The organism is Lachnoclostridium sp. An169 (assembly GCF_002160525.1).
In the GTDB taxonomy this organism is placed as follows: Bacteria; Bacillota; Clostridia; order Lachnospirales; family Lachnospiraceae; genus Mediterraneibacter; species Mediterraneibacter cottocaccae.
Genome location: NZ_NFKT01000026.1, coordinates 31,984 through 52,959 on the forward strand (window position 1 = coordinate 31,984; position 20,976 = coordinate 52,959).

Here is a 20,976-nt window from a genome sequence, read left to right on the forward strand (position 1 = left end):
TCCGCCTCCTTTCCGTTATTTAACAAATCTAAGCAAGAACGAAAATCGCCAAAGCAGCTGGCTTTCCTCAGCGCAATGCTCTGCCCAGATAATCATATATTCTATGTTTTTTACTGCATTCTCGTCTATACACTGTTTCAGTACACCATAATTTTGACGCACAAGCATGTCGTTGAAAACACCACTATCTAACTGCTTATCAATTTGGTCTTTGGCAATGCCTTTCCAAATCTCATCGTTATATTCGCAAGCTTTCAGCGCAATAGATGCAGTATTCTTCAGTGCAAGAAATTCATCCGCTTTTATATCATTCAGATTCGACAAAATGATGTAGGTAAGAATCTGATAGAAGCCGTAGAACAAACCGACTCGTTCCAGAACATCCAGCCCTGACTCAAAATCCCATAAAAGGCCGCTAACCCAAGTAAGTCCGCCGACTATAACGGAAATCTCAAGAAACATCAAAAATATCTGCCAGATTGTTTTAGACCGAATATGTTTCCGTTTTATTTGGCTCATTGAAATAACTCCTGTAAATTGGTTGCAATTTTGCTTTCTAAGCCATGCGCTTCTTCGTTCAGTTTGGAGAGGGCAGCATAATATGCCATCATACGCTGCTTAAACTCATCCTGCGTTAAACCATCATCCTCGATCACAACACCGACATAACGACCGGGATTCAGAGAGAAATCCTGATCGCCGATACTGTCATCCTCATAGCCCATGAGCTTTCCCTTGTCATCATAAATCTTGCCGATTTTTGCGACCTTACACAGACCAACCACATCTCTGTATTTTCCTTCCGGGAAGCGTTCTGTCAGCCAGTCAATATTGGACTGCCAGTAGCTCTTAGGCATAATATCTTCATCATCAGACACTTCCGGAGCTTCAGCCATTTTTGTGCGGTAATCAGCCAGCAGAGCGTCAAAGTCCTCCGTCTTACCTTCGTACAATCTGCTAATGATACCGAGGTTGCGGATCTGCTCATCGGAGAATTTGCGGTGCGCACGGTCGATCTGAGTGAAAATATTTCTGGCATCAATAAACAGGATTTCATCCTTCTTCACCTTCGCCTTATCGAAAAACCACAGGGTGGCAGGCAGCGTTACCGAAGTAAACATATTAGATGGCAGCGTTACCATCTGACTGATAATACCACTTTCAATCAGTTTTACACGAATATCCTTCTCGCTGTTGCCTGCGTCGGATGCGGAGTTTGCCATAACCAGAGCCGCACGACCGGTATCGTTCAACGCAGTCGCAAACTGATTTATCCAGAGATAGTTACCGTTAGGAACTGTTTCCTTGGCATCTTTCTTTTTGTTCTTGGTTTTGTTCTGAGGTACACCGTATGTGTTGAAGCGGGGCTGATCTTTTACCTGATCCAGTTCTACACCATCTACATTAAAAGGGGGATTTGCCATAACATAGTCGAAATTACCGAAGCTGTCGTATGGATCACGGTAATAGGAGTTTGCGTGGGTAATGGTGCCACGAACATTGTTCAGGACAAGGTTCATCTTTGCCAGTCGAACAGTTGCACCGGTCTTTTCTACGCCGTATGCACGCAGGTTCATCTGCTTGCCCTGAGCTTTGTGCTTTTCGATATAATGGGCAGTCTGAACAAACATACCTCCGCTACCACAAGCAGGGTCGAGAACCTTACCCTCAGTAGGTGCAAGAACTTCAACCATGTAACGGACAACAGATGCAGGGGTGAAGAATTCACCGCCGCCCTGACCTTCAGCCAGCGCAAATTCACCCAGAAAGTATTCGTAAATTTCACCGAAGATGTCCAGTTCCACATCCGCAGGAATATCTTTAAAATTCTTCAGAAGCTTTGCCAATACGAGGGGGTCATCCTCGCTGTTAACGCTGTAATAAATATCTTTCGGAAGCGTATCTTCCAGTTCGGCAGTGTATTTCTCCACCGCTTCCATGGCTTCCTTAACCTTTTTGGCAAGGTCTTCACTTTCCGGCAGATTCAACAGCCAATCATATCTGGCTTCTTCAGGCAGATAAAATCCACATTTTTCAATAGCGATTTCGTGAATCGGACGCTCCATTCGGGTTCCCTTGATGGAAGCAAACTCTGCCTGGATAGCCGGTTCATATTTGCTATATTTTACATCTGCAAATCGCAGGAAAATCAGGCCAAGAATAGGCTCGGCATATTCGGTGGACTTCAAGCCGGAATTTGCACGCAGCTGATCGGCAGTCGTCCACAATGTATCTTTTAAGTTTTTCAACTGTTTATTCGTCATTTGTATTCTCCTCCGGCACATATTGCATTAAATCGCCATAATCACATTTCAACACATCGCAAATCCTGCCAAGAATCGCAAGATTGACTGGTTCATCTCTGCGAAGTTTCGTCATTGTATTCGGAGCAATATCTGCCGCTTTTCGTAAATCTGCTTTACTCATTTTCTTATCGACAAGCAGTTTCCACATTCGGTTATATGAAATAGCCATGCTTCTACCTCCTGTTTCTTCTTTACACGCTTACTGTGTATAATAATAGCAAAGTTTGTCGCAACTTTCAAGACACATTCGCAATTATGTGCGATAACCGATTTTTTTTTAGGATTTTAGATATAAATGGTCATTTCGCTTCAATTCCATTCCCATCGGATAGGAAAAGATCAGTATCACTATAATCAGTATTATTTATATCAGTATTATTACATTGTGCTTTTGACAACTCTTGAATTGTCAAAAGCACAATTCAAGAACTTTCCAAAAGACAATTCAGTAATTGTCTTTCCACGACAAAATGCCACCCGAAGGATTTCTCCCACGGGTGGCATCAAATAGTTTATCGTTTTTATTCTTCAAGGATTTTCATACGATGTCCTCCTCGTAAACCAGTTCCCGGAGGACGATTTCTTCCGCCTGTACTTTCAGGCTATTCATGTGCGCTACCCATGCAAGCTGCTGTGTTGCCTTATCCGGCGCTGGATTCTTCGCCAACAATTCTCCCATCAGCAACTCCATTCGCTTCTCACAGGTCTTTTGTACTTCCCACAGATGCGGGAACAATGTTTCTGTTAAAGCCATGTCGTTAAAAAGCATCGGTTTGTTCTGTTCTAAGAATGTTCTGCGCATCCTGGCATATTTGCCAAGTGGCTTAGTTCCTGTGTGTGCCAATCTGATGTCAGGAATATAGAAATCACTGCATTGGGTGTAAGTTAAGTTTTGAGCCATAATAGTACCTCCAATAAATCTTTGGTTTTTTGTATTGGAAGTAATGTAAGCGTGAGTATGTATATGGTCTCTTTAACTTTGGGAAATCCCTTTTTCCCATTTCGATACCGTCTGCCTTACTACATTCAGTTTTACGGCAAGTTCTTCTTGCGATAATCCTTTTGCCTTTCGGAGATTTTTAATATTTTCATTCAGCATAACCTGTGCCTCCTTTGTTTTGATACAACTATTAAATATCAAAAGCACCGTTGCCACAAGCAACACAAATTAACATTTCCATTATTACTACAAATGTTAATCTATTGATACCTCAAATATACCAAATAAGTATTCTTCCTGCTACACTTTAAGATAAAGGAATCGCAGTCAACGAATAAGTTTCTTGCTTTTGTGATAAAATTATGATAAAATAACGCCATAAAGGAGGCGATACTATGCTCAATATTCGTCCTGTTTCAGATCTGCGCAATCGCTTTTCTGAAGTTGAAGAGGATGTCCTGTCCAAAGGTGAACCGGTTTTTCTTACCAAAAACGGTTACGGTTCTATGGTTCTGCTCAGTCTGGAGCAATACGAAGAACTGACGAATGATGTGGAGCTGGCGTTGGATGAAGCGGACCGCGCCGCTGACCTCTCTGACACACGCTATTCTGCCGACGAGGTTTTTGGTCGGGTGAGGAGGCGCATCCGTGAACGAAAAGCATTATGACCTGCGGTTTCTCCCTCTATTTGAAGATGACCTCAATGAAATCGTAGACTACATTACCTATCGGCTGAGAAATCCCGCTGCAGCAGAACGACTGGTGGACGATGTGGAAACAGCCATTTTAGAAAGGCTTCCCTGTGCAGAATCCTTCGAGCCTTTTCACTCGGCACGAGAACGTCAATATCCATATTATCGCATCCAGGTGCGGAACTTCACCGTTTTCTATGTGGTGATTGGAAACATTATGGAAGTTCGACGGATTTTGTATAACCGCCGGAATTGGAAAGAACAGCTTTAAAATCAGTGCCCCGATCTTCTCATTCCATGAGACAGACCGGGGCACTTGGTTATACAGTCGCGCTTTTCAGGGGCTCACTCCCCTGGGACATCCACAAATTTGTATCCAACTCCCCACACCGTCTGGATATATTCTTTCTTTGTAACCTTCCGCAACTTCTGGCGAATATTTCCGATGATGCAGAACACCGCACTGCTTACATCCACAGGTTCCTCCTTCCAGACTGCCTGGTAGATTTGCTCTTTCGTGAAGACTCTCCCTGGCTGACTGGCAAGGTACGCCAGGGTGTGAAATTCGTAATTCTCTGTCAGAGAAATTCCTTGCCCCTGATAAGATGCCTGGTGGCGGAGTGAGTCAATACAGAGTCCGGAATACTCAAGAACCGAATCTGCCTCCGGCAATGCCTGACCTCCATCCAGTCTTGCCAGGATCTGTTCCTTCACCAGACCGGAACTTTCTGTCGTGCGAAGTACCAGCTCAATCATACCTGTTTCGTACCGCCTTCCCCGCCGTCTGAAATGTTACGGATATCAGCTCCTTTTTCCCGCTTCTGGAAATCTTCACGTCATATCCCACGAATTGCAGATACTGAAGCGCCAGCCATCTGCTTGTTCCCAGCCTTTCACTGTCTGCCTTTCTTTCCGTTTCTCCTGTACCGCCTGTTGCTGTGAAGGACAGTGTTTGGTCTTTTCCTGAGAAAAGGACCTGTACCGGATGTATTTCGCATACCAATACATAGAAAAGCGCACAGACAGCTGCCTGTACCTGGCAGGTACACAAAATCTCTTTATCCTCTGCGATTTCCCGAAAATCCATTTTTACGGGAATCTTTTCTTTGCGAAGCTCCGTTTCCATTTCCTCAAAGATCTCCAGGCACATCAACAGGAGATTCTTATGCTGCGTCTCTGTTTTCCACTGGGAAAAAGGCGTCTTATTTAATGTAAGCCAGTTTTCGATCAGATAACTTTTCTCTACTTTCCTGTCATCTTTCTCAGTCTTCATTGTTTATCCCCTCCTCCTGCCTGCATGGATCATTCCGGCTCCCTTTCTTTAAATCCCCATTCCTCAAAATCAGTATCTTCCGTTTCCTGCCTGGAGCCGTCTACTTCTTCAGACACAGCCTCTATTGGCCCGTTAAGCATGGGAGACGATGCTTCCGGCTGTAAATCCAGCTTTTGCGCAGCAACTCTCGGAAGCACATATCCGCAAAAGATCAGGATTGCTGAAAGCGCAAAATACTGCACACAACTGGATAAATAAAGATTCACGATTGCCAGTTCATTTCCGGCTACGGGAACGCCCTGCTCCAACTGCAGGGAAATATTCTTGTGGCAGGCGGCCAATGCCGTTACCGCTGTAACTAGCAGGATCAGTGCGAGGATGTAAAACACTGCAGAAAGCATTTTTCCCTTATGGATGGATCCAGGGGATGAAATCCGTCTCATTACCTTCCCCTCCTTCCATTCCGTGCCTTCGGTGTGTCCGATATCCGGTCCAGAACCTGGAGTTCTCCCCGTTTCAGCCTGCATATCACATCTGCCTGCTTCGCCAGCTCATTCGAGTGTGTAACTACGACCACACACTTATTCATCTTGTGGGCGCTTTCTTTGAGGATCTCCGTAATATCCCGTGCAGTATCCTCATCCAGATTTCCGGTAGGCTCATCGGCAAGAATGACCGGCGCCTCACTGGCCAGAGCCCGTGCGATAGCCACACGCTGCTGCTGTCCGCCGGAGAGTTTCAATACGTTGCGCTTTGCCTCTTCTTTTGTCAGCCCCAGCCGCTCCAGGATGGGAAGCGGCGGCAGCTTGGAGGTGAGGGCTACATTTTCCTTTGGATTCAGATAGTCGATCAGGTTGTATGCCTGGAAAATGAAAGACACATGATTCTTCCGGTGGTCGGAAAGCCCTGTCTTCGCAATATCCTGGTCCTCGAATAAGATCTGCCCGCTGGTCGGGCTATCCAGGCCGCCGATTAGGGACAAAAGCGTAGTCTTCCCACAGCCGGACGGGCCAAGGATTGCATAGAGCTTTCCCTGCTCCATCTGGACATTTATACCACGCAATACTTTTCTTCGGTTGTCATAGGTATAACCTACGTTTTTTACTTCCATGATGCTCATACTGTTTACCTCGTTTCATTTCTATTTCTTTACTCCATCTGTGACAAAATAGCCTTCGGTTTCATCCGCATGACCGGGATACACGACACCAGTACCGCTATGATAAGCAAGCCCGCTCCGGCAGCTGTGACCAGAACAAAATGATGGGGCGTAACAATGACGTTCTCAGCCGCCTTTCCAAACAGTGTGCCTAGAGTCCCCGCCATTTCCCGGCTTGCCAGATATGCCAGAGGAAATGCCACGATAGCCACCAGGCAGATCTCCAGCATTTGCTGCAATAGGACTGCGTACTTTTCAATTCCCACTGCCAGCAGAATACCGATTTCCCGTTTCCGGCTTCGGATAGACATGGAAAGGATCAGGATGATCAGTACCATGCTTACCACGGTAATCATTACAATCAGTGTTGTAACTAAAGTGGTGGTATCCGAGAGAGAGCTGGAAATACGCTCATATACTTCGTTGTTTACCGTGATGTAGTAGGAGTTCCAGTCGATGGAGGTGTTGTTCTGGACTTCCTGAACAATGCTCTCCAACTTCGCCGCGTCAGAAACGAAGAAATCTACGGAAGTAATCCCATTCCCTTCGCTTGCCGTATAGGGTGCAGAGATAGCGGACATGGTATCCATATCTACAAAGACATATTCCTCATAATCATAAAAGGTCGAGGGCCTTGCCATCGTTGCCTGTTCGTCATTATCATCCGCAATGACCTCAAACAAGCCCGCAATCTGGCACTCAACCAGAGGATCATCCGGATTTCCATTTTTTACTTCCAGGGTATCACCAATAGACAGTCCATATTTCTCAGCCAAGCCTTCGTACAAAATAATTCCACTATTACCCTCCGTTACATGGCGGCCTTCTGTTAAACGCAAGGCTCCACTAAGAAACAGTGGAGAATACTCCGAATCAAAGCAGCCTGTTCCATAAAAGAGGTCTGCTACATATTCCCGTTCATCTGTCCCTTTCATCAAAGTATCTTGATTATAGAGATTTACGATTGTCCAATGAGAAGTGTTATAGGCTTCCACACCGTAAATCGCAGCAATCTCCTCAATCATCTCATCTGTGACAGGCTGTAAGGTATAGCCATTGTTGGCATTGACGGTAAAACTGGCACCTGTCACGCCCCGCAGTTCTTCCGACTGTTCTTCTTGTGCATCTGCAATCGCCATCCCTGACAACACCAAAGTTACGATAAAAACAAGCAGGAAAAATAGTAATAGCGTCTTTTTCCACTTTCTGGCGGTATGTAAAACCGCTCGTATTCCTAAATTTGTTTTGTGGTTCATATCTCGTCTCCTTTATTCCATCTGGGATAAGATCTGTCTCGGCTTCAGCCGCATCGCCGGAATCCCAGACAGCAGCACTGCCATGATCAGCAGGATACACCCTGCAATAGTCACCAACAAAATATGCTCTGGCAGAACGATTACACTTTCTGATGCCTTGCCAAACAGCGTACCCAGGGTGCCAGCCACCTGCTTGCTGGAGAGGTAGGCCAGCGGAAAGGCAACCACTGCGATCAGAAGCGTTTCCAGCACATATTGGAGAATCACCGCAGATTTAGCAATACCTACTGCCAGCAGGATGCCGGTTTCTCTCTTTCGGCTGTGGATGGACATGGAGAGAATCAGCGTGATCAGTACCATACTCACTACCGTAATGACTACAATAAGCGTTGTTACCAAAGTATTGGTATCAGAGAGTGCGCTGGAAATATTCTGGTACACCTCGTCATTGGCAGAAATGATAAAGTGATCCCAGTTAATCGAGGATATGTTCTGTACCTCGGCTATCACGTTATCCAACTGTGCTGCGTCTTCCACGAAGAAATGCGCCTCTGTAAGTTTATTCCCATCTTCATAATTAACGGCCATTTCTTTCATCGCATTAAAGCTGCAAAAAGCATAATCAGCATAATCCCATAGCGTAGCAGCATCATACATATCAGCCTCATCCTCTTTATCGGCAACGACATCAAAAAATCCTACGATCTCCATGTCAACTTCTGGATCGTTATTATTCGGATCATTGATTCCTCTAATTTTATCGCCTATTTTTAAACCATTCCGTTCAGCGTTTTCTTTACTAATGATAAGACCGTTTTTTACATTTTCTGTAATATGCGAACCTTCTACTAGCTCAAATCTTCCGGATGAAAAAAGTTGATTGTATTCAGTATTTATTGAACCATAGGTATAATAACTATTGATAACATTTCCATTAACAAGTGCTTCGCCAGCTTCATTATAATAACCCGGCATAGCGACAAGCGCCGCATCATATCCTGCAACCCCATCTACAAAAGAAATTTCCTGAAGCATTTCGTCCGTGATAAATTCCTGTGTGCTATAAGAACCACCATTGCCGCTGGCCCAACCACCCGTGGATAGATTTCGTTCCACGGTGAAGCTGGCCCCTGTCACCCCCCGCAGTTCTTCCGTTTGTTCTTCCTGCGCGTCTGCAATCGCCAGCCCAGATAATACAAGTGTCGTAATGGACAGCAGTAAGCAGAACAAAAGTAGTGACTTCTTCCATTTCCGAGCTGTATATAAAAATGCCCGTATTCCTAAATTCGTTTTGTGCTTCATATTTCGTCTCCTTTATTCCATCTGGGATAAGATCTGTCTCGGTTTCAAACGCATCGCCGGAATCCCAGACAGCAGCACTGCCATGATCAGCAGGATACACCCTGCAATAGTCACCAACATAAAATGCTCTGGCGTGACAATCACGTTTTCTGCTGTTTTCCCAAACAGTGTTCCCAGGGCACCCGCAACCTGCCGACTGCATACATAAGCCAGAGGGAAGGCTGGTACAGCAATCAGCAATGTTTCCAGCAGGTACTGCAGAACGACTGCCGGCTTTGCAATTCCCACTGCCAATAAAATTCCAGTCTCTCTTTTACGGCTTCTGACAGACATGAAAAGGATAAGCGTGATCAATACCATACTTACAACTGTAATCACGACGATCAGCGTGGTGATTAAGGTGCCTGTATCAGAAAGTGCGCTGGAGATATTCTGGTATACCTCATCATTAGAAGTAATCTTATAGTTGTTCCAGTTAATTGATGAGATGTCCTGCACTTCTTTAATTACATTATCTAACTGGGCGGCATCCGTAACATAGAAATAGGCTTCGGAAATCCCATCACCGTCCTCTCCCCAGCCCTTTATCAATCCTTCCGCTGCGTCCATACTGCAAAATACAAAGCTGGAATAATCGTAATAAGAGGAGTCATCATACATATTGAGTTGATCCTCTTTATCTGCCACCACATCAAAGATGCCTACGATTTCCATATCCACTGCTGGGGTATTATTCTCTGGATAATAAATCCCAGTTAGTGTATCTCCAAGTTTCAAATGGTTCCACTCTGCAAGTTCCCGGCTGATAATAATACTGTTAGTCATATCGTCAGTGATATGGGTTCCTTCCACCAGCTCAAACCGACCAGACAAAAACAACTCATGGTACTGGGAGTTATAGGATCCATAGTTATAAAAGCTATAATTTTCATGAGTCAATTCTTTTCCCTGATCGTCGAATATGTTAGGAAGAGTAATCAGGGAAGCGTCATACCCCTGGATGCCGTCCACCGAGGCAATCTCCCGGATCATATCCTCTGTCATAAATTCCTGGGTGCTGTATGAACCGCCGCTTCCGCTTGACCAGCCGCCTGTGGATATGTCCCTCTGAACGGTGAAGCTGGCTCCAGTGGTTCCCCTGACTTCCTCCGTCTGCTCCTCCTGTGCATCTGCAATAGCAAGCCCTGACAGTACCAGGGTGCTGATCGATAAAATAAGACAGAATACCAGCAGCGTCTTTTTCCATTTACGGACCGTATATAAAATTGCCCGTAGTCCTAAATTCATATCATTTCTCCCTCCTTTACTCCATCTGCGCCAAAATCTGCCTGGGCTTTAACCGCAAGGCTGAAATACTGGACACCAGCACCGCCGCCACCAGCAGGATACCGCCCACGATAGCCACCAGCATGAAATGCTCCGGTGTGACGATGACATTCTCCGCCGCCTTGCCGAACAGCGTACCCAGGGCACCGGCAACCTGCTTGCTGGATAGGTAGGCCAGCGGAAAGGCCACCGCCGCGATCAGTAGGGTTTCCAGCACATATTGGAGAATGACCGCAGGCTTGGCGATACCCACCGCCAGCAAAATGCCTGTTTCCCGTTTCCGACTGCGAATGGACATGGAGAGAATCAGGGTAATAAGCACCATGCTCACAGCGGTAATAACAACAATGAGGGTGGTAATCAGGGTTTCGGTATCAGAGAGGGCGCTGGAAATATTCTGATATACCTCATCATTGGTAGTGATGTTAAAGTTGTTCCAGTTGATAGAGGAAATCTTTTGCACTTCTTCAATCACGCTATCTAACTGAGCAGCGTCAGAGACATAGAAATAGGCTTCGGAAATACCTTCGTTTTCGTCGCCCCAACCCTCAAGCAACCCTTCCGCTGCTTCCATACTGCAAAAGGTGTAGTTTGAATAGTCGAAATAGGAGGCATTATCATACAGATTCACCGCATCGTCTTTGTCAGCGACAATATCAAAAATACCCACAATTTCCATATCCACAGCCGGAGTGTTGCTTTCAGAATAATAAATCCCTGTCAAGGTATCTCCAATTTCTAACCCATTCCAATCAGCAAGGTCCCGGCTGATGATAAGTCCGTTTTTCATATCTTCGGTTATATGAGAACCCTCTACCAGTTCAAATCTTCCCGATAAGAACATAGCGTTGTACTCGGAATTATAAGAACCATAAGAATAAAAACCGTATCTTTCTGTTTTCAATGCCTCGCCATCTTCATTAAAGAAATCTTCATGTACAATAAGAGAAGCATCATAGCCAGCGATTCCATCCACAGACGCAATTTCCTTAATCACATCCTCAGATATAAATTCCTGAGTGCTATATGAACCGCCGCTACCATTTGACCAACCACCCGTAGATAAATTACGTTCCACGGTAAAGCTGGCTCCGGTGGTTCCTCGAACCTTCTCGGCCTGTTCCTTCTGGGCGTCGGCAATCGCCAGCCCGGACAGCACCAGAGTAGTAATGGCCAGAAGCAGGAAGAACACCAGCAAGGTCTTTTTCCATTTCCGCACGGTATATAAAATTGCCCGTAGTCCTAAATTCATATCGCCTGCACCTCCTTAACTCATCTGCGACAAGATACTCTTAGGTTTCATCTTCATAATGGGATAGGCCGCCAGTGCAGTAGAGGCCACACAAAGCGACATGCCAAAAGCCCACACCATAGCGTAATCTTCCCCTGAAACAGCCACCTCAATCTCGGCAAGGTTCAAATCCTTGGTAGATTCTTCCGCAGCTTCGTTTTCCCCTGTCAAGTCCACCGTTTCATAGGTTTCGCTTGTTACCTGAGAGAGCAGGCTGCTCCCGATCTGATGGGAAATGACGGTGCTGGTGCCAAAGGAGATTACAAGGGCGATGGCCGCCACAAGAACCACCTCCAGCAGATACTGCAACAAAACCGAGCCTTTTGAGATTCCCATCGCCAGATAGATACCGGTTTCATGGATGCGTCCCCTCAGCCGCAGCGTCAGGAATAGTGCCAGCACCAGGAAGCAGATCACAGATACCACCGCAATGGCAATAAACACGATATTCTGCAGGCCTTCCAAGGACTCCTTTGCGTTCTGGTAGTCGTTGTCATAGCGTGTGAGCGTACAGTCCTCCCATGCTACACCCGGAATATCCTTTACCTCATCCATGATGCGCTCAAGCTCATCCGGATTATCCACATAAAAATCCCCATACTGTACACTTGCTCCGTCTTCTGTTCCATAGAGCAGGCTGGCGGCTGTGGACAGGTCTGTAAATACAATATTGTCGTAGAGATCATAGGACGGTGCAATGCCGATAGAGTCCTGTTCTTTGGTATTGGTAAAGATCCCGGCCACCGTTACTAGAATGGTACGATTCTTCCCCTCCACATCCTTCAGCAGCATCGTATCCCCTACACTCAGCCCGTTTCTCTGTGCAAATTTCTCATGGATCAACACCTGGTTTCCGCCCTCCGTGGTAATCGGTTCGCCCTGTGTCAGTTCAAACCCGCCTTCCGTAAAGTAGCTGTCATCCTGGGAGTTTGAATTTGCCACAATCTTTCCAGCGTGTTCATAGCCTTCCGGTATCTGGGCAGCCTCCTCCGTGTTGATCGCAAGTGGGTTCCCCTGTGCATCACAATATTCCGCGTAGGAGTAAGAGCGGAGCGTGTACCTGCCGCTCAGTCCGTCAATCCCCAGGATCTGCTCCCGTACCTCCTCTGTGATCCCGCCCTCCAGCTGTTTTCCATTGATTGTGAAGTATCCCAGAAGAGCCTTTTTGATGTTGGAATTAGCCGTTTCTGTGGCAGACTGGATGGAAAAACAGGTCAGCATCAGTGTTGCCATGACCAGTAGGAACGCAAGCAGCGTAAGAGTCTTTCCTTTCTTCCGTGTGGAATATAGGAAAGCCCGTTTACACAAATTCATTTTTCTGTCACCTCATTTCTTATGTTGTTCTATTGTCCATGTGTAAGTGAACATTCTAAGGATACATAAGAAAGGTGGAGTTTAGGTGGAGTTGAGATGTTCTTTTGGTGGAGTTAGAAAAGGGCCAAAAACCGAGAGGCTTCCATATAGATAACCTCTCGGTTTTGTAAAATAACTTTCTCACGTATTATCTACTAACAGCAAGCCTTAACTAATGATTAATTTTTATTATTGATAAAACAGTTCCCAAAATCATAATTACAAGAACCCCTATTAGAATAATCAGTTTTTGTATTTCAAAATTACCAGCTACAATGGGGAATAAAGAAACCACATTATTCTCTGATATAATTTGAAGCTGACAGAGTGACCAATATCCTAAAGCTGTTAGATAACCGGCTCCTATATTGCTTCCTATTTGTGAAAACAAAATTCCTGCAGTTCCCATAAATCCCGCATAAAGTATCGTGGAGATTACATATGTCCAAAATGGAAACATACAGTTCCGACTTTGCATAATCAATGCAAACCCAATAATTGCGACAGATATAATTGCAAATCCACAGAACAAACGAATAATTACACTTTTTAAATACGACCATGTTTTTGTGCAAACAATTTCTTTTATACTCATATCTAATTCATATTGAGTAATAGGAACAAGTATAATTATCCCCATCAAGGCAACTGATTGTGAAAAACATTGTGCCGATTGTATGTGATTTAAATTTGATATACCTCTAATAGCAGGAATGAGTAGAAAGTAAATTGCAGTCAGCAATAAACTATTTCTGAAAACGAGTCCGAAGTCTCTCTTTAAAAATTCCAAAATGCTTTTGTATGAAATAAGCATAATCCAGTTTTCCACCTCGTTTCTTGTTATAAATTACTATTGACAAATAGATCAGAACAATCGATACAAACATCATTAACCCTCTATTAAGCCAAATGATGTTAAAATCTCGTTGGATAAGTTCTGCTCCATTCAGCGAATTATGACGTATCATTAAAGTGTATAATCGGGTATCCCCAGAAAGCCCCGTGATAGCAGAGTCAATAAACCACCAGATGAACTGCACCAATATCGCAATAGGCGTAGTTGTTAAAATTGTCAAAAATGTTCCCAAACCAGTGACAACTATTACAGTAGGAAGTAACCACCATAAAATGTATTTAATAAATGCAAATGCGTCTATTGCAATACCTGTTTCGGCAGAGTATTCCATAAGTGGTATCAGCGACTCAAAGCTCAAAATAATAACTGGAAGTATTACCGCTGTTAAAATAGCCAAAGTTCGAACAGTAATGAGTTTTACCGTTTCTATTTGTTTGCTGTTTATTAATTCATTCATTTTATTCCTTCTGTCTTTTAACCAGAAAACAACAACGATAAAAATAGGATATAACCCTAAAACTCTTGTCATGTAATCACAAAACAGCCTTGCAAAAGCGATGCTAACCTTATCATCATAAATCGTTTTATTATACTCATTGATAGCTTCATCATAGGTCATTTCTGCTTGTCCGTAGTATTCCAATAGCATATCCATAGAATAGTAAGAACCATCTCCGATTATTTCCTCTGCTTGTGACATAAGTTCTTTAAATCTTTCATATGAAACCTGTGCTACAAAATGCTTTGTATAATCTTCTTCCTCTTGTAAAGTATCGCTATTCTCCGTCGAAAAACTAAAACTACCATCTTGATTTTGTGCAGCATCTCCTCCCATATGGATAATATTTCCATTAACGGACGGAAAGTAATCATCTGGAAGATTTTTTATCTGTTCTTCGGATAAACCTGTGATTTCTTCAATAATGGATAAAATTTCTTTTTGTTCTTCTGTACTTAAAATTACTTCCTTATAATAATTAAAAGGATATGTGGCATAAGAATTGTTCAAATACTCAATAATTAACATATCTGTTCCGCCGCACATAATTTTATCTGGTACTTCTTTTTTTATCAAACCATAATTATCTGCCCCTTGTTCTGGTTTGGCTAAAATAGATCCTCCCGTTATCTGTGAAGTAATAGACGCTTCGGCTCCATTGGACGCTTGTATTTCTTTACTTGTTACTCCATAAAAATTTTCATGCCAGCTAAGCAGAAGTAATCCAATGAAAAGTATATATACAATACTAAAACATATTTTTTTTAATTCCTTAATAAACAGCATTTATTTTCCCTCCCCCGCTCTATGTTCTGAAAGCAGATACATGTAACTGTCCTCAATCGTTGTTTCGCATACACTCCATGATTTGTTTTGTTTTTCATCAGAAAATAATCTACATGAAATATCCTTACCGTTTTGATGAATACTGATAATATTGTAGTGATTTTTAAAATCTTCAAGTTCATCTTGCGGGAATGAAACGGTATATATTTTCCCATTGCCTATCTTTAATAAAGCTTCCGTATCGCCCTCAAAAACAACTTTACCTGCACATAATACAGCAACATTTGAACAAGTTGCTTCAATATCCGCAGCAATATGTGTTGATAGTAAAATAATTCTATTTACCGCTAATTCAGAAAGAAGATTGTAAAAGCGTAACCTTTCTTCTGGGTCAAGACCCACCGTCGGTTCATCAATAATCAAAACTTTAGGATTGTTCAATAATGCTTGAGCTATTCCAAAGCGTCGCTTCATACCACCGGAAAGATTTTTAAAACGCTTATTTTTTTCCTGCTCCAAATTAACTTGTTTTAATAAGTAATCGATGCGTTCTTTGCGCATTTTTTTAGGAAGCTCTGCTAAAATCCCCAAATAATCCAAAGCAGAATAAACGCTCATATTAGGATATACAGAAAACTCCTGCGGGAGATAACCTATGATCTTTCGTATATTCTTTTTATCTTTTATATCCACGCCATTCATTTTTATATCCCCGCTTGTTGGTTCTAACATTGTTGAAAGAATACGCATTAAAGTCGTTTTTCCTGCACCGTTTTCTCCTAACAACCCATACATACCAACAGGAATATGAAGGCAAATATCATTAAGAACTGTTCGTTTTCCATAACTTTTGTTTAAATGTTCAATCTTAATTTCCATAAAAAAAATCTCCTTTCATTATCTGTAAGGAGATTATTTCATAGAAAAGTCAATTTTTAGAAAAACTCATTATTTTTTTACTTGAACTGTAATACTGGCTCCATGATCGGCTATGTTTTCCAATGATAAGACACAATCGAGTCTTTCGCAAAGGATTTTGCAGATGGACAGCCCAATACCAAAGTTGCCCTTATTTGTCGGAGAACTATAAAAAAATGTAGTGGCATATTTTAATTCATCCTTTGAAAACCCTTTTCCGTCATCATAAACTGTAAAGCAGATACAATTATTCTTTTCTGTTATAGAAAAGTAAATTACTTTCTCTGAAAAGCGCAAAGCATTATCAAAAATATTTTCAAGAATTTTTGATAACATATCTTTATCGCTACATATGCTTTCTGTTTTTATCTGGTTTTGATACTCCAATACTCGACCATATTTTTTCGCCAAAAGAGAAAAGTCATTTACAGTGTTCGTGATATACTCTTTCAAGTTAAAGTATTCCTTTTTAATTTCTACATCTTCGATTTTCTGTATATCTTTCACACACTCTACATATCTTTCTAAACGCTGCACAGCCCCTTTCATTTGTTTTAGCGTAGAGCGCAGAGCTTCCTCTGTGATTATTTGTTTATGATTTACCTTATCAAGATAATCAAGATAGCCATTGATTACGGTAATAGGTGTCCGCAAATCGTGCGATACGGAAGCAGTAAGAGCCTTTCTTTCCTGCAGCATATTCCACATTTTACGGTTGCTTGTATAGATTTCCTTTTTCATACATTCAAATGCATTACATAATTTCCCCAGTTCATCATTAGAAGTATATTCTATTTTAAAGTCCAAATCCTGCTCCGAGATATGTTCAACACCATTATTTAAACTCATCAGAGGTTTCTGTATTTTTAACTTATAGTACAATTTAGCCATAACAATAGAACCGGCAATGACATATATCACAGGTAAGGCAACCATAAAAACTGTAATGATCCAATAGTAAACTAAATTTTCTCCTGATAACGGTTCAAAGCGAAATTCTTTCGGATTAACCAGCGTTACACTATTATCTGAGGCATAATCTTCGACTGTATATTCAGAAACATAAATAGGTCGGCTGTCCAATATTTCTTGTCTGATGTCTGAAAACTTTAAAATAGTAATAACTGTTAATATACAGACAACTCCAAGACACATGACAGCCAATGTTATCAAGGCTTTTTTTAAGGTCATATTTTGAAATGCTTCTCTTATTTTTCCCATTTGTATCCCACTCCCCATACAGTTGTAATGTAGGATTTCTCTGTGTATTCAGCAAATTTTAACCGTATTCTCCGTATATGTTCTTTAATCACCACATTGTCTCCAACTCCATCAATGCCCCAAATTATTTCATATATCTTTTCACGGTCAAATACTTGTCCTGCGTTCATTGATAATAACTGAATAATCTCAAATTCTTTGTTAGATAGTTCTATCCGATTGCCCTTTATAAAAAGGCTTCTATCTGAATAATCAATTACGAGTTCTTCTGAGAATTTCGTTTTTGTCCGCACACGACTTCTCTGTTCTCTACGCAAATGAGCAGATAGTCTTGCTAACAGCTCATTCATGGAAAAAGGCTTAGTAATATAATCGTCCCCGCCAACCATAAGACCATTTACTTTGTCTTGTTCAGAAACTCTCGCAGTAAGAAAGATAATAGGGACTGTTACAAATTCTCGGATAGACGCACACAAGTCAAGCCCATTCATTCCCGCCATGTTAATATCAAGTAAGATAATATCCGGGGAATGAGAAAGATTTTCTAAAGCGTCTTTTGCATTAGCCGCAGTATAAACGGTATAATTTTCAAACTCAAGTTGGAGCTTCAACATATCTAATATAGATTGCTCATCATCTACAATCAAAAGTTTGTAGTTTTGTTCCATTCTGTATCCTTCCATTTTTGATAGATTATACATCCTATATAACATGAAAAAGTCAATTTTCGGTCAAACTTTTCAATCAATCTGAGGTTAAAATCTTCATACCACCAGATGGCATACAATCAGAAGACTGCTCTTGTATTGCTGCCTCTGAGAAGATAGCAGTAAACCGCACACCATTTTCTGTATTCTCCATTTTATGAGGGATACCGTGATGGTCGAGTATCGTTTTTGTGATATACAGTCCCAAACCGCTGCCGCCACTGTTCCGATTGCGGGATTTATCTACCCGATAAAAGGGAGTAAAGATTTGTTTTAAATCTTCCTCCGCTATGTGGACGCCTGAGTTTTCCACAGAAAACACGCCATTTTGTAATGACACAGTTATCACAGCACCTACCGGGGAATACGCCGCCGCATTGCTGATGACATTGGAGAAGACTTTTTCAATCAGCCGCCCGTCGCCTTCATAATGAAAGTCCGGCTGGATATCCTGGCGCAGCTCCATTTCCTTATCCTCTATCCGTCCCATGACTTTGCGACAGGCTTTCTGCAGCATCCGGCTGATATCCAGGTCCGTGCGTTCCAACTTGAAATCGCTGCCGCCCATCCTGGCTGCGGATAGGATGTCTTTAACGATCCGCTCCATGTCATTGACGGTTTTCATACAGTGACGCAGATAGGCATCCCGGTCTTTGTATTCCCCAACCTGGTAGATCATTCCCTCCAGTTCACCCTTGATAATGGCTATGGGCGTCTTCAGCTCATGGGAAACAGCGGTAAAGAAATCAATCCTCTGTTTTTCCTGTTCCCGTTCCCGTTCAATATCTTTCTGCAGCTGCTCGTTTGCGTCCTGAAGGCTGACAAGTGCATTGTTCAGGCGCTCCGACATCTCATTTAAGCTGTCCGCAAGAACGCCGATCTCATCCCTTTGCTTTACCTCACATTTCCAAGTCATATCCAGGCTGGTCATCCGCTTTGCCACACTGCAAATATGGATCAGCGGCCTGGAGAAATATCTGGAGCAGACCAGCGCCGCAAGAACAGAGATCAGCAGGATCACCACCGCAATCAGCGGGATGAGCTTTAAAAGGATTTCATAGGACTGGGATACCGCAACCAGGGAAATATCCGCAGAAACCTGGTACGTCTGCCATCCTTCCTGAAAGGTAGCAGAACAGCTCATGGTTCTGTCTGTCTCTTCCCAATTCTCCGGATCTGCATAATTTACAGAGAACACATCGCTTCCATCCGTGTCGGTGATCCGCACCGTAGCATTATTTTTCATGGAAAATGCCAGTATTTCCTCTGAGCCTTCCTCCCATCCGCTTCTTTCCAGTGTCTCCATCAGCCTGTAAAAGTCGGAAGTCGCCTGGCTTTCCAGTTCCGTCTGGTAATTTTTCGGCAGGAAGACCATTACCACAGCATATATGATGATACAGCAGGCCAGCAGCAATGCCAGCATACTCAGAAAGGTCTTCGCCTGGACACTTTCACTGATTTTCTTTTTCAATTCTATATCCCACTCCTCTGATTGTCTCGATATAATCCACACCCAGTTTCTTACGGATATTCTTGATATGCGTATTCACGATCTTCTGATCGCCATAATACTCATATCCCCATACGCTGTCCAGAAGACTCTCCCTGGAAAACACTTTTCCCGGATTTTCCAAAAGCAGCTTCAGGATCTCAAACTCCCGGCTGGTGAGAGATACCTCATCCGTTCCTACCAGCACCTCATAATTTTCCGTGTCCAATGTAATCTCTTTATACCGGATCACAGAGGGGTCCTCCTCAATTCCCTGTTCCGTCCGTCGCAGCACCGCTTCAATCCGGCGCAGGACAAGAGGCATGGAAAAGGGCTTGATAATATAGTCATCTGCCAGGACATCAAAGCCCTTCATCTGGCTGGCGTCATCGTCCCGTGCCGTCAGCATGATGATCGGCGTCAGGCTTTCTTTCCGCAGGATCTCGCAGACTGCAAACCCGTCAATCTTCGGCAGCATCAGATCCAGCAGCACCAGGTCCGGATTGCATCTTCGGAATATCTCAATCCCTTCCAAACCATCACCGGCGGCATATACTGTATATCCTGCACCCTCCAGGAACGCCCGGACAATGTTCTGGATGGATGCTTCATCTTCTATAATCAAAATTGTCTTTGCCATAACAGCACCTCCGCTATTTGGACAACAGTGTATCATACAAAGATGGAGTTTTGGTGGAGTTCCCCGATTTTTCATACGGATTTTAAACTTTTCATAGTTTTCTATTTTCTACGGAAAAATCCCTGGAGATTACTCCCCTGGGACATCTACAAATTTGTATCCGACTCCCCACACAGTCTGGATATATTCTTTTGTTGTTACCTCCCGCAGCTTCTGGCGAATATTCCCGATGATACAGAACACCGCACTGCTCACATCCACAGGTTCCTCCTTCCAGACTGCCTGATAGATCTGCCCTTTCGTAAAAACTCTGCCCGGCTGACTGGCAAGATAAACAAACGTCTGAAATTCATACGTTTCCGTAAGAGGAAGCACCTTCCCCTGATAAGAAATCTGGTGCTTGACTGGATCAATGCAAAGACCGGAATACTGAAGCACCTTATCATGCTCTGTCGCTGGTTTCTCTGTATCGAATTTAGCCAGAAGCTGTTCTGTCACCTTTCCAGCTGGATCCGTGGAGCGAAGGATGATTTCGATCTGTTCCATTACGCATCACCTGTTTAAAAGTCGAAAGACATTATTTCGTTTCAGTGTTAATCAAAGCTTTTATTTTTCCGATCAAATCATAATCGGTTTTGCAACAGAAAACGCCACCATAAAATTTTGTCTGTTTTTTAAACAGGCAATCATCATCGCCAGACATAAGCAGGAAAGGGACAGGGATTCCTTTTTGACGAATTTCTACGAGTAAATCCAGTCCTGTGCCATTCTGCATATTGTAATCAGAACAGATTGCATCGACTTTTTGATGTTCCAGTAATCGCAAAGCATCTGTTCCCCCTGTTGCTATATAAACCTCAAAATACCTTTTAAAGTAGAGACCAGAAAACCTAAAAAATCCAAAAGGACTGCTACACGACAGTTTTTCTTTTGCCGTCGCCCGACAGGAAATAGCTATATTT

General features: G+C 43.1%; 24 protein-coding genes and 1 pseudogene. 2 read left to right on the top strand and 23 right to left on the bottom strand.

Translation table 11 applies throughout. From position 1 onward, the window contains the following. Positions 1 to 15: 15 nt before the first annotated feature. The 5 genes and pseudogenes from B5F07_RS16155 to B5F07_RS16175 all read right to left on the bottom strand — a co-directional run. A complete protein-coding gene (locus tag B5F07_RS16155; protein WP_087162290.1) occupies positions 16 to 519 on the bottom strand; it encodes a hypothetical protein in 504 nt (167 codons plus the stop codon). Further along, positions 516 to 2,264: a type I restriction-modification system subunit M gene (locus tag B5F07_RS16160; RefSeq protein WP_087162291.1), complete on the bottom strand. Its 1,749-nt coding sequence runs from the start codon at positions 2,262 to 2,264 to the stop codon at positions 516 to 518. The genes B5F07_RS16155 and B5F07_RS16160 overlap by 4 nt, the downstream gene beginning before the upstream one ends. After that, complete coding sequence (locus B5F07_RS16165; protein ID WP_087162292.1) at positions 2,254 to 2,475, bottom strand: helix-turn-helix domain-containing protein; 222 nt, start codon at positions 2,473 to 2,475, stop codon at positions 2,254 to 2,256. The genes B5F07_RS16160 and B5F07_RS16165 overlap by 11 nt, the downstream gene beginning before the upstream one ends. A 369-nt stretch (positions 2,476 to 2,844) precedes the next feature. Beyond that, a complete protein-coding gene (locus B5F07_RS16170) occupies positions 2,845 to 3,207 on the bottom strand; it encodes a TnpV protein (protein WP_087162293.1) in 363 nt (120 codons plus the stop codon). 81 nt (positions 3,208 to 3,288) lie between these two features. After that, positions 3,289 to 3,405, bottom strand: a pseudogene (locus tag B5F07_RS16175) (helix-turn-helix transcriptional regulator); the annotation flags it as partial. A 236-nt stretch (positions 3,406 to 3,641) separates the two neighbouring features. On the opposite strand from B5F07_RS16175, the gene B5F07_RS16180 reads away from it, so the two are divergent. Both B5F07_RS16180 and B5F07_RS16185 read left to right on the top strand, forming a co-directional pair. Next, entirely contained in the window at positions 3,642 to 3,914 is a 273-nt protein-coding gene (locus B5F07_RS16180) for a type II toxin-antitoxin system Phd/YefM family antitoxin (RefSeq protein WP_015573205.1), read from the top strand. After that, the gene (locus tag B5F07_RS16185) at positions 3,895 to 4,209 is read left to right on the top strand and encodes a type II toxin-antitoxin system RelE/ParE family toxin (RefSeq protein WP_087162295.1); all 315 of its coding nucleotides are present in this window, start codon (positions 3,895 to 3,897) and stop codon (positions 4,207 to 4,209) included. The genes B5F07_RS16180 and B5F07_RS16185 overlap by 20 nt, the downstream gene beginning before the upstream one ends. 74 nt (positions 4,210 to 4,283) lie before the next feature. Here B5F07_RS16185 and B5F07_RS16190 read toward each other — a convergent pair whose 3' ends face one another. From B5F07_RS16190 to B5F07_RS16275, 18 genes are all read right to left on the bottom strand, one after another. Beyond that, positions 4,284 to 4,694 (bottom strand): winged helix-turn-helix domain-containing protein, encoded by a 411-nt coding sequence (locus B5F07_RS16190; RefSeq protein ID WP_087162296.1) that lies wholly within the window; start codon positions 4,692 to 4,694, stop codon positions 4,284 to 4,286. Beyond that, positions 4,687 to 5,211, bottom strand: coding sequence for a hypothetical protein (locus tag B5F07_RS16195; RefSeq protein WP_087162297.1), 525 nt, complete (start codon positions 5,209 to 5,211; stop codon positions 4,687 to 4,689). The genes B5F07_RS16190 and B5F07_RS16195 overlap by 8 nt, the downstream gene beginning before the upstream one ends. 29 nt (positions 5,212 to 5,240) lie before the next feature. Then, entirely contained in the window at positions 5,241 to 5,654 is a 414-nt protein-coding gene (locus B5F07_RS16200) for a hypothetical protein (RefSeq protein ID WP_015573194.1), read from the bottom strand. Further along, positions 5,654 to 6,331, bottom strand: coding sequence for an ABC transporter ATP-binding protein (locus tag B5F07_RS16205; protein WP_087162298.1), 678 nt, complete (start codon positions 6,329 to 6,331; stop codon positions 5,654 to 5,656). Before B5F07_RS16205 ends, B5F07_RS16200 begins: the two co-directional genes overlap by 1 nt. Before the next feature lie 29 nt (positions 6,332 to 6,360). After that, positions 6,361 to 7,626, bottom strand: a complete 1,266-nt coding sequence (locus tag B5F07_RS16210; RefSeq protein ID WP_087162299.1) for an ABC transporter permease — start codon at positions 7,624 to 7,626, stop codon at positions 6,361 to 6,363. 12 nt (positions 7,627 to 7,638) lie between these two features. After that, a complete protein-coding gene (locus tag B5F07_RS16215) occupies positions 7,639 to 8,928 on the bottom strand; it encodes an ABC transporter permease (protein ID WP_087162300.1) in 1,290 nt (429 codons plus the stop codon). Positions 8,929 to 8,940: 12 nt separating this feature from the next. Continuing rightward, entirely contained in the window at positions 8,941 to 10,215 is a 1,275-nt protein-coding gene (locus tag B5F07_RS16220) for an ABC transporter permease (RefSeq protein ID WP_087162301.1), read from the bottom strand. A gap of 16 nt (positions 10,216 to 10,231) precedes the next feature. Next, a complete protein-coding gene (locus tag B5F07_RS16225) occupies positions 10,232 to 11,506 on the bottom strand; it encodes an ABC transporter permease (RefSeq protein WP_087162302.1) in 1,275 nt (424 codons plus the stop codon). Positions 11,507 to 11,521: 15 nt separating this feature from the next. Then, complete coding sequence (locus tag B5F07_RS16230; RefSeq protein WP_087162303.1) at positions 11,522 to 12,859, bottom strand: ABC transporter permease; 1,338 nt, start codon at positions 12,857 to 12,859, stop codon at positions 11,522 to 11,524. Positions 12,860 to 13,070: 211 nt separating this feature from the next. After that, on the bottom strand, positions 13,071 to 13,712 hold the full coding sequence (locus B5F07_RS16235; RefSeq protein ID WP_087162304.1) for a hypothetical protein: 642 nt from the start codon (positions 13,710 to 13,712) through the stop codon (positions 13,071 to 13,073). Next, positions 13,645 to 15,039: an ABC transporter permease gene (locus B5F07_RS16240; protein ID WP_087162305.1), complete on the bottom strand. Its 1,395-nt coding sequence runs from the start codon at positions 15,037 to 15,039 to the stop codon at positions 13,645 to 13,647. Before B5F07_RS16240 ends, B5F07_RS16235 begins: the two co-directional genes overlap by 68 nt. After that, positions 15,040 to 15,918, bottom strand: coding sequence for an ABC transporter ATP-binding protein (locus B5F07_RS16245; protein WP_087162306.1), 879 nt, complete (start codon positions 15,916 to 15,918; stop codon positions 15,040 to 15,042). Positions 15,919 to 15,987: 69 nt separating this feature from the next. Further along, on the bottom strand, positions 15,988 to 17,178 hold the full coding sequence (locus B5F07_RS16250) for a HAMP domain-containing sensor histidine kinase (protein ID WP_087162307.1): 1,191 nt from the start codon (positions 17,176 to 17,178) through the stop codon (positions 15,988 to 15,990). Next, entirely contained in the window at positions 17,166 to 17,846 is a 681-nt protein-coding gene (locus tag B5F07_RS16255) for a response regulator transcription factor (protein ID WP_087162308.1), read from the bottom strand. The genes B5F07_RS16250 and B5F07_RS16255 overlap by 13 nt, the downstream gene beginning before the upstream one ends. A 76-nt stretch (positions 17,847 to 17,922) precedes the next feature. Continuing rightward, positions 17,923 to 19,356, bottom strand: a complete 1,434-nt coding sequence (locus B5F07_RS16260; RefSeq protein WP_204248858.1) for a sensor histidine kinase — start codon at positions 19,354 to 19,356, stop codon at positions 17,923 to 17,925. Then, positions 19,337 to 20,014, bottom strand: coding sequence for a response regulator transcription factor (locus B5F07_RS16265; RefSeq protein ID WP_087162309.1), 678 nt, complete (start codon positions 20,012 to 20,014; stop codon positions 19,337 to 19,339). Before B5F07_RS16265 ends, B5F07_RS16260 begins: the two co-directional genes overlap by 20 nt. Positions 20,015 to 20,143: 129 nt before the next feature. Further along, positions 20,144 to 20,560, bottom strand: a complete 417-nt coding sequence (locus B5F07_RS16270; protein WP_087162310.1) for a winged helix-turn-helix domain-containing protein — start codon at positions 20,558 to 20,560, stop codon at positions 20,144 to 20,146. Between the two features lie 31 nt (positions 20,561 to 20,591). Then, complete coding sequence (locus B5F07_RS16275) at positions 20,592 to 20,972, bottom strand: response regulator (RefSeq protein ID WP_306438884.1); 381 nt, start codon at positions 20,970 to 20,972, stop codon at positions 20,592 to 20,594. Between the last annotated feature and the right edge of the window lie 4 nt (positions 20,973 to 20,976).

What these genes read in the sequence shown, in the direction of transcription:
- B5F07_RS16165 (WP_087162292.1), bottom strand. Translation starts at nt 2,475, where the DNA reads ATGGCTATTTCATATAACCGAATGTGGAAACTGCTTGTCGATAAGAAA.
- B5F07_RS16235 (WP_087162304.1), bottom strand. Translation starts at nt 13,712, where the DNA reads ATGCTTATTTCATACAAAAGCATTTTGGAATTTTTAAAGAGAGACTTC.
- B5F07_RS16270 (WP_087162310.1), bottom strand. Translation starts at nt 20,560, where the DNA reads ATGGAACAGATCGAAATCATCCTTCGCTCCACGGATCCAGCTGGAAAG.
- B5F07_RS16210 (WP_087162299.1), bottom strand. Translation starts at nt 7,626, where the DNA reads ATGAACCACAAAACAAATTTAGGAATACGAGCGGTTTTACATACCGCC.
- B5F07_RS16160 (WP_087162291.1), bottom strand. Translation starts at nt 2,264, where the DNA reads ATGACGAATAAACAGTTGAAAAACTTAAAAGATACATTGTGGACGACT.
- B5F07_RS16245 (WP_087162306.1), bottom strand. Translation starts at nt 15,918, where the DNA reads ATGGAAATTAAGATTGAACATTTAAACAAAAGTTATGGAAAACGAACA.
- B5F07_RS16265 (WP_087162309.1), bottom strand. Translation starts at nt 20,014, where the DNA reads ATGGCAAAGACAATTTTGATTATAGAAGATGAAGCATCCATCCAGAAC.
- B5F07_RS16220 (WP_087162301.1), bottom strand. Translation starts at nt 10,215, where the DNA reads ATGAATTTAGGACTACGGGCAATTTTATATACGGTCCGTAAATGGAAA.
- B5F07_RS16190 (WP_087162296.1), bottom strand. Translation starts at nt 4,694, where the DNA reads ATGATTGAGCTGGTACTTCGCACGACAGAAAGTTCCGGTCTGGTGAAG.
- B5F07_RS16170 (WP_087162293.1), bottom strand. Translation starts at nt 3,207, where the DNA reads ATGGCTCAAAACTTAACTTACACCCAATGCAGTGATTTCTATATTCCT.
- B5F07_RS16215 (WP_087162300.1), bottom strand. Translation starts at nt 8,928, where the DNA reads ATGAAGCACAAAACGAATTTAGGAATACGGGCATTTTTATATACAGCT.
- B5F07_RS16240 (WP_087162305.1), bottom strand. Translation starts at nt 15,039, where the DNA reads ATGCTGTTTATTAAGGAATTAAAAAAAATATGTTTTAGTATTGTATAT.
- B5F07_RS16200 (WP_015573194.1), bottom strand. Translation starts at nt 5,654, where the DNA reads ATGAGACGGATTTCATCCCCTGGATCCATCCATAAGGGAAAAATGCTT.
- B5F07_RS16230 (WP_087162303.1), bottom strand. Translation starts at nt 12,859, where the DNA reads ATGAATTTGTGTAAACGGGCTTTCCTATATTCCACACGGAAGAAAGGA.
- B5F07_RS16195 (WP_087162297.1), bottom strand. Translation starts at nt 5,211, where the DNA reads ATGAAGACTGAGAAAGATGACAGGAAAGTAGAGAAAAGTTATCTGATC.
- B5F07_RS16255 (WP_087162308.1), bottom strand. Translation starts at nt 17,846, where the DNA reads ATGGAACAAAACTACAAACTTTTGATTGTAGATGATGAGCAATCTATA.
- B5F07_RS16250 (WP_087162307.1), bottom strand. Translation starts at nt 17,178, where the DNA reads ATGGGAAAAATAAGAGAAGCATTTCAAAATATGACCTTAAAAAAAGCC.
- B5F07_RS16180 (WP_015573205.1), top strand. Translation starts at nt 3,642, where the DNA reads ATGCTCAATATTCGTCCTGTTTCAGATCTGCGCAATCGCTTTTCTGAA.
- B5F07_RS16205 (WP_087162298.1), bottom strand. Translation starts at nt 6,331, where the DNA reads ATGAGCATCATGGAAGTAAAAAACGTAGGTTATACCTATGACAACCGA.
- B5F07_RS16225 (WP_087162302.1), bottom strand. Translation starts at nt 11,506, where the DNA reads ATGAATTTAGGACTACGGGCAATTTTATATACCGTGCGGAAATGGAAA.
- B5F07_RS16155 (WP_087162290.1), bottom strand. Translation starts at nt 519, where the DNA reads ATGAGCCAAATAAAACGGAAACATATTCGGTCTAAAACAATCTGGCAG.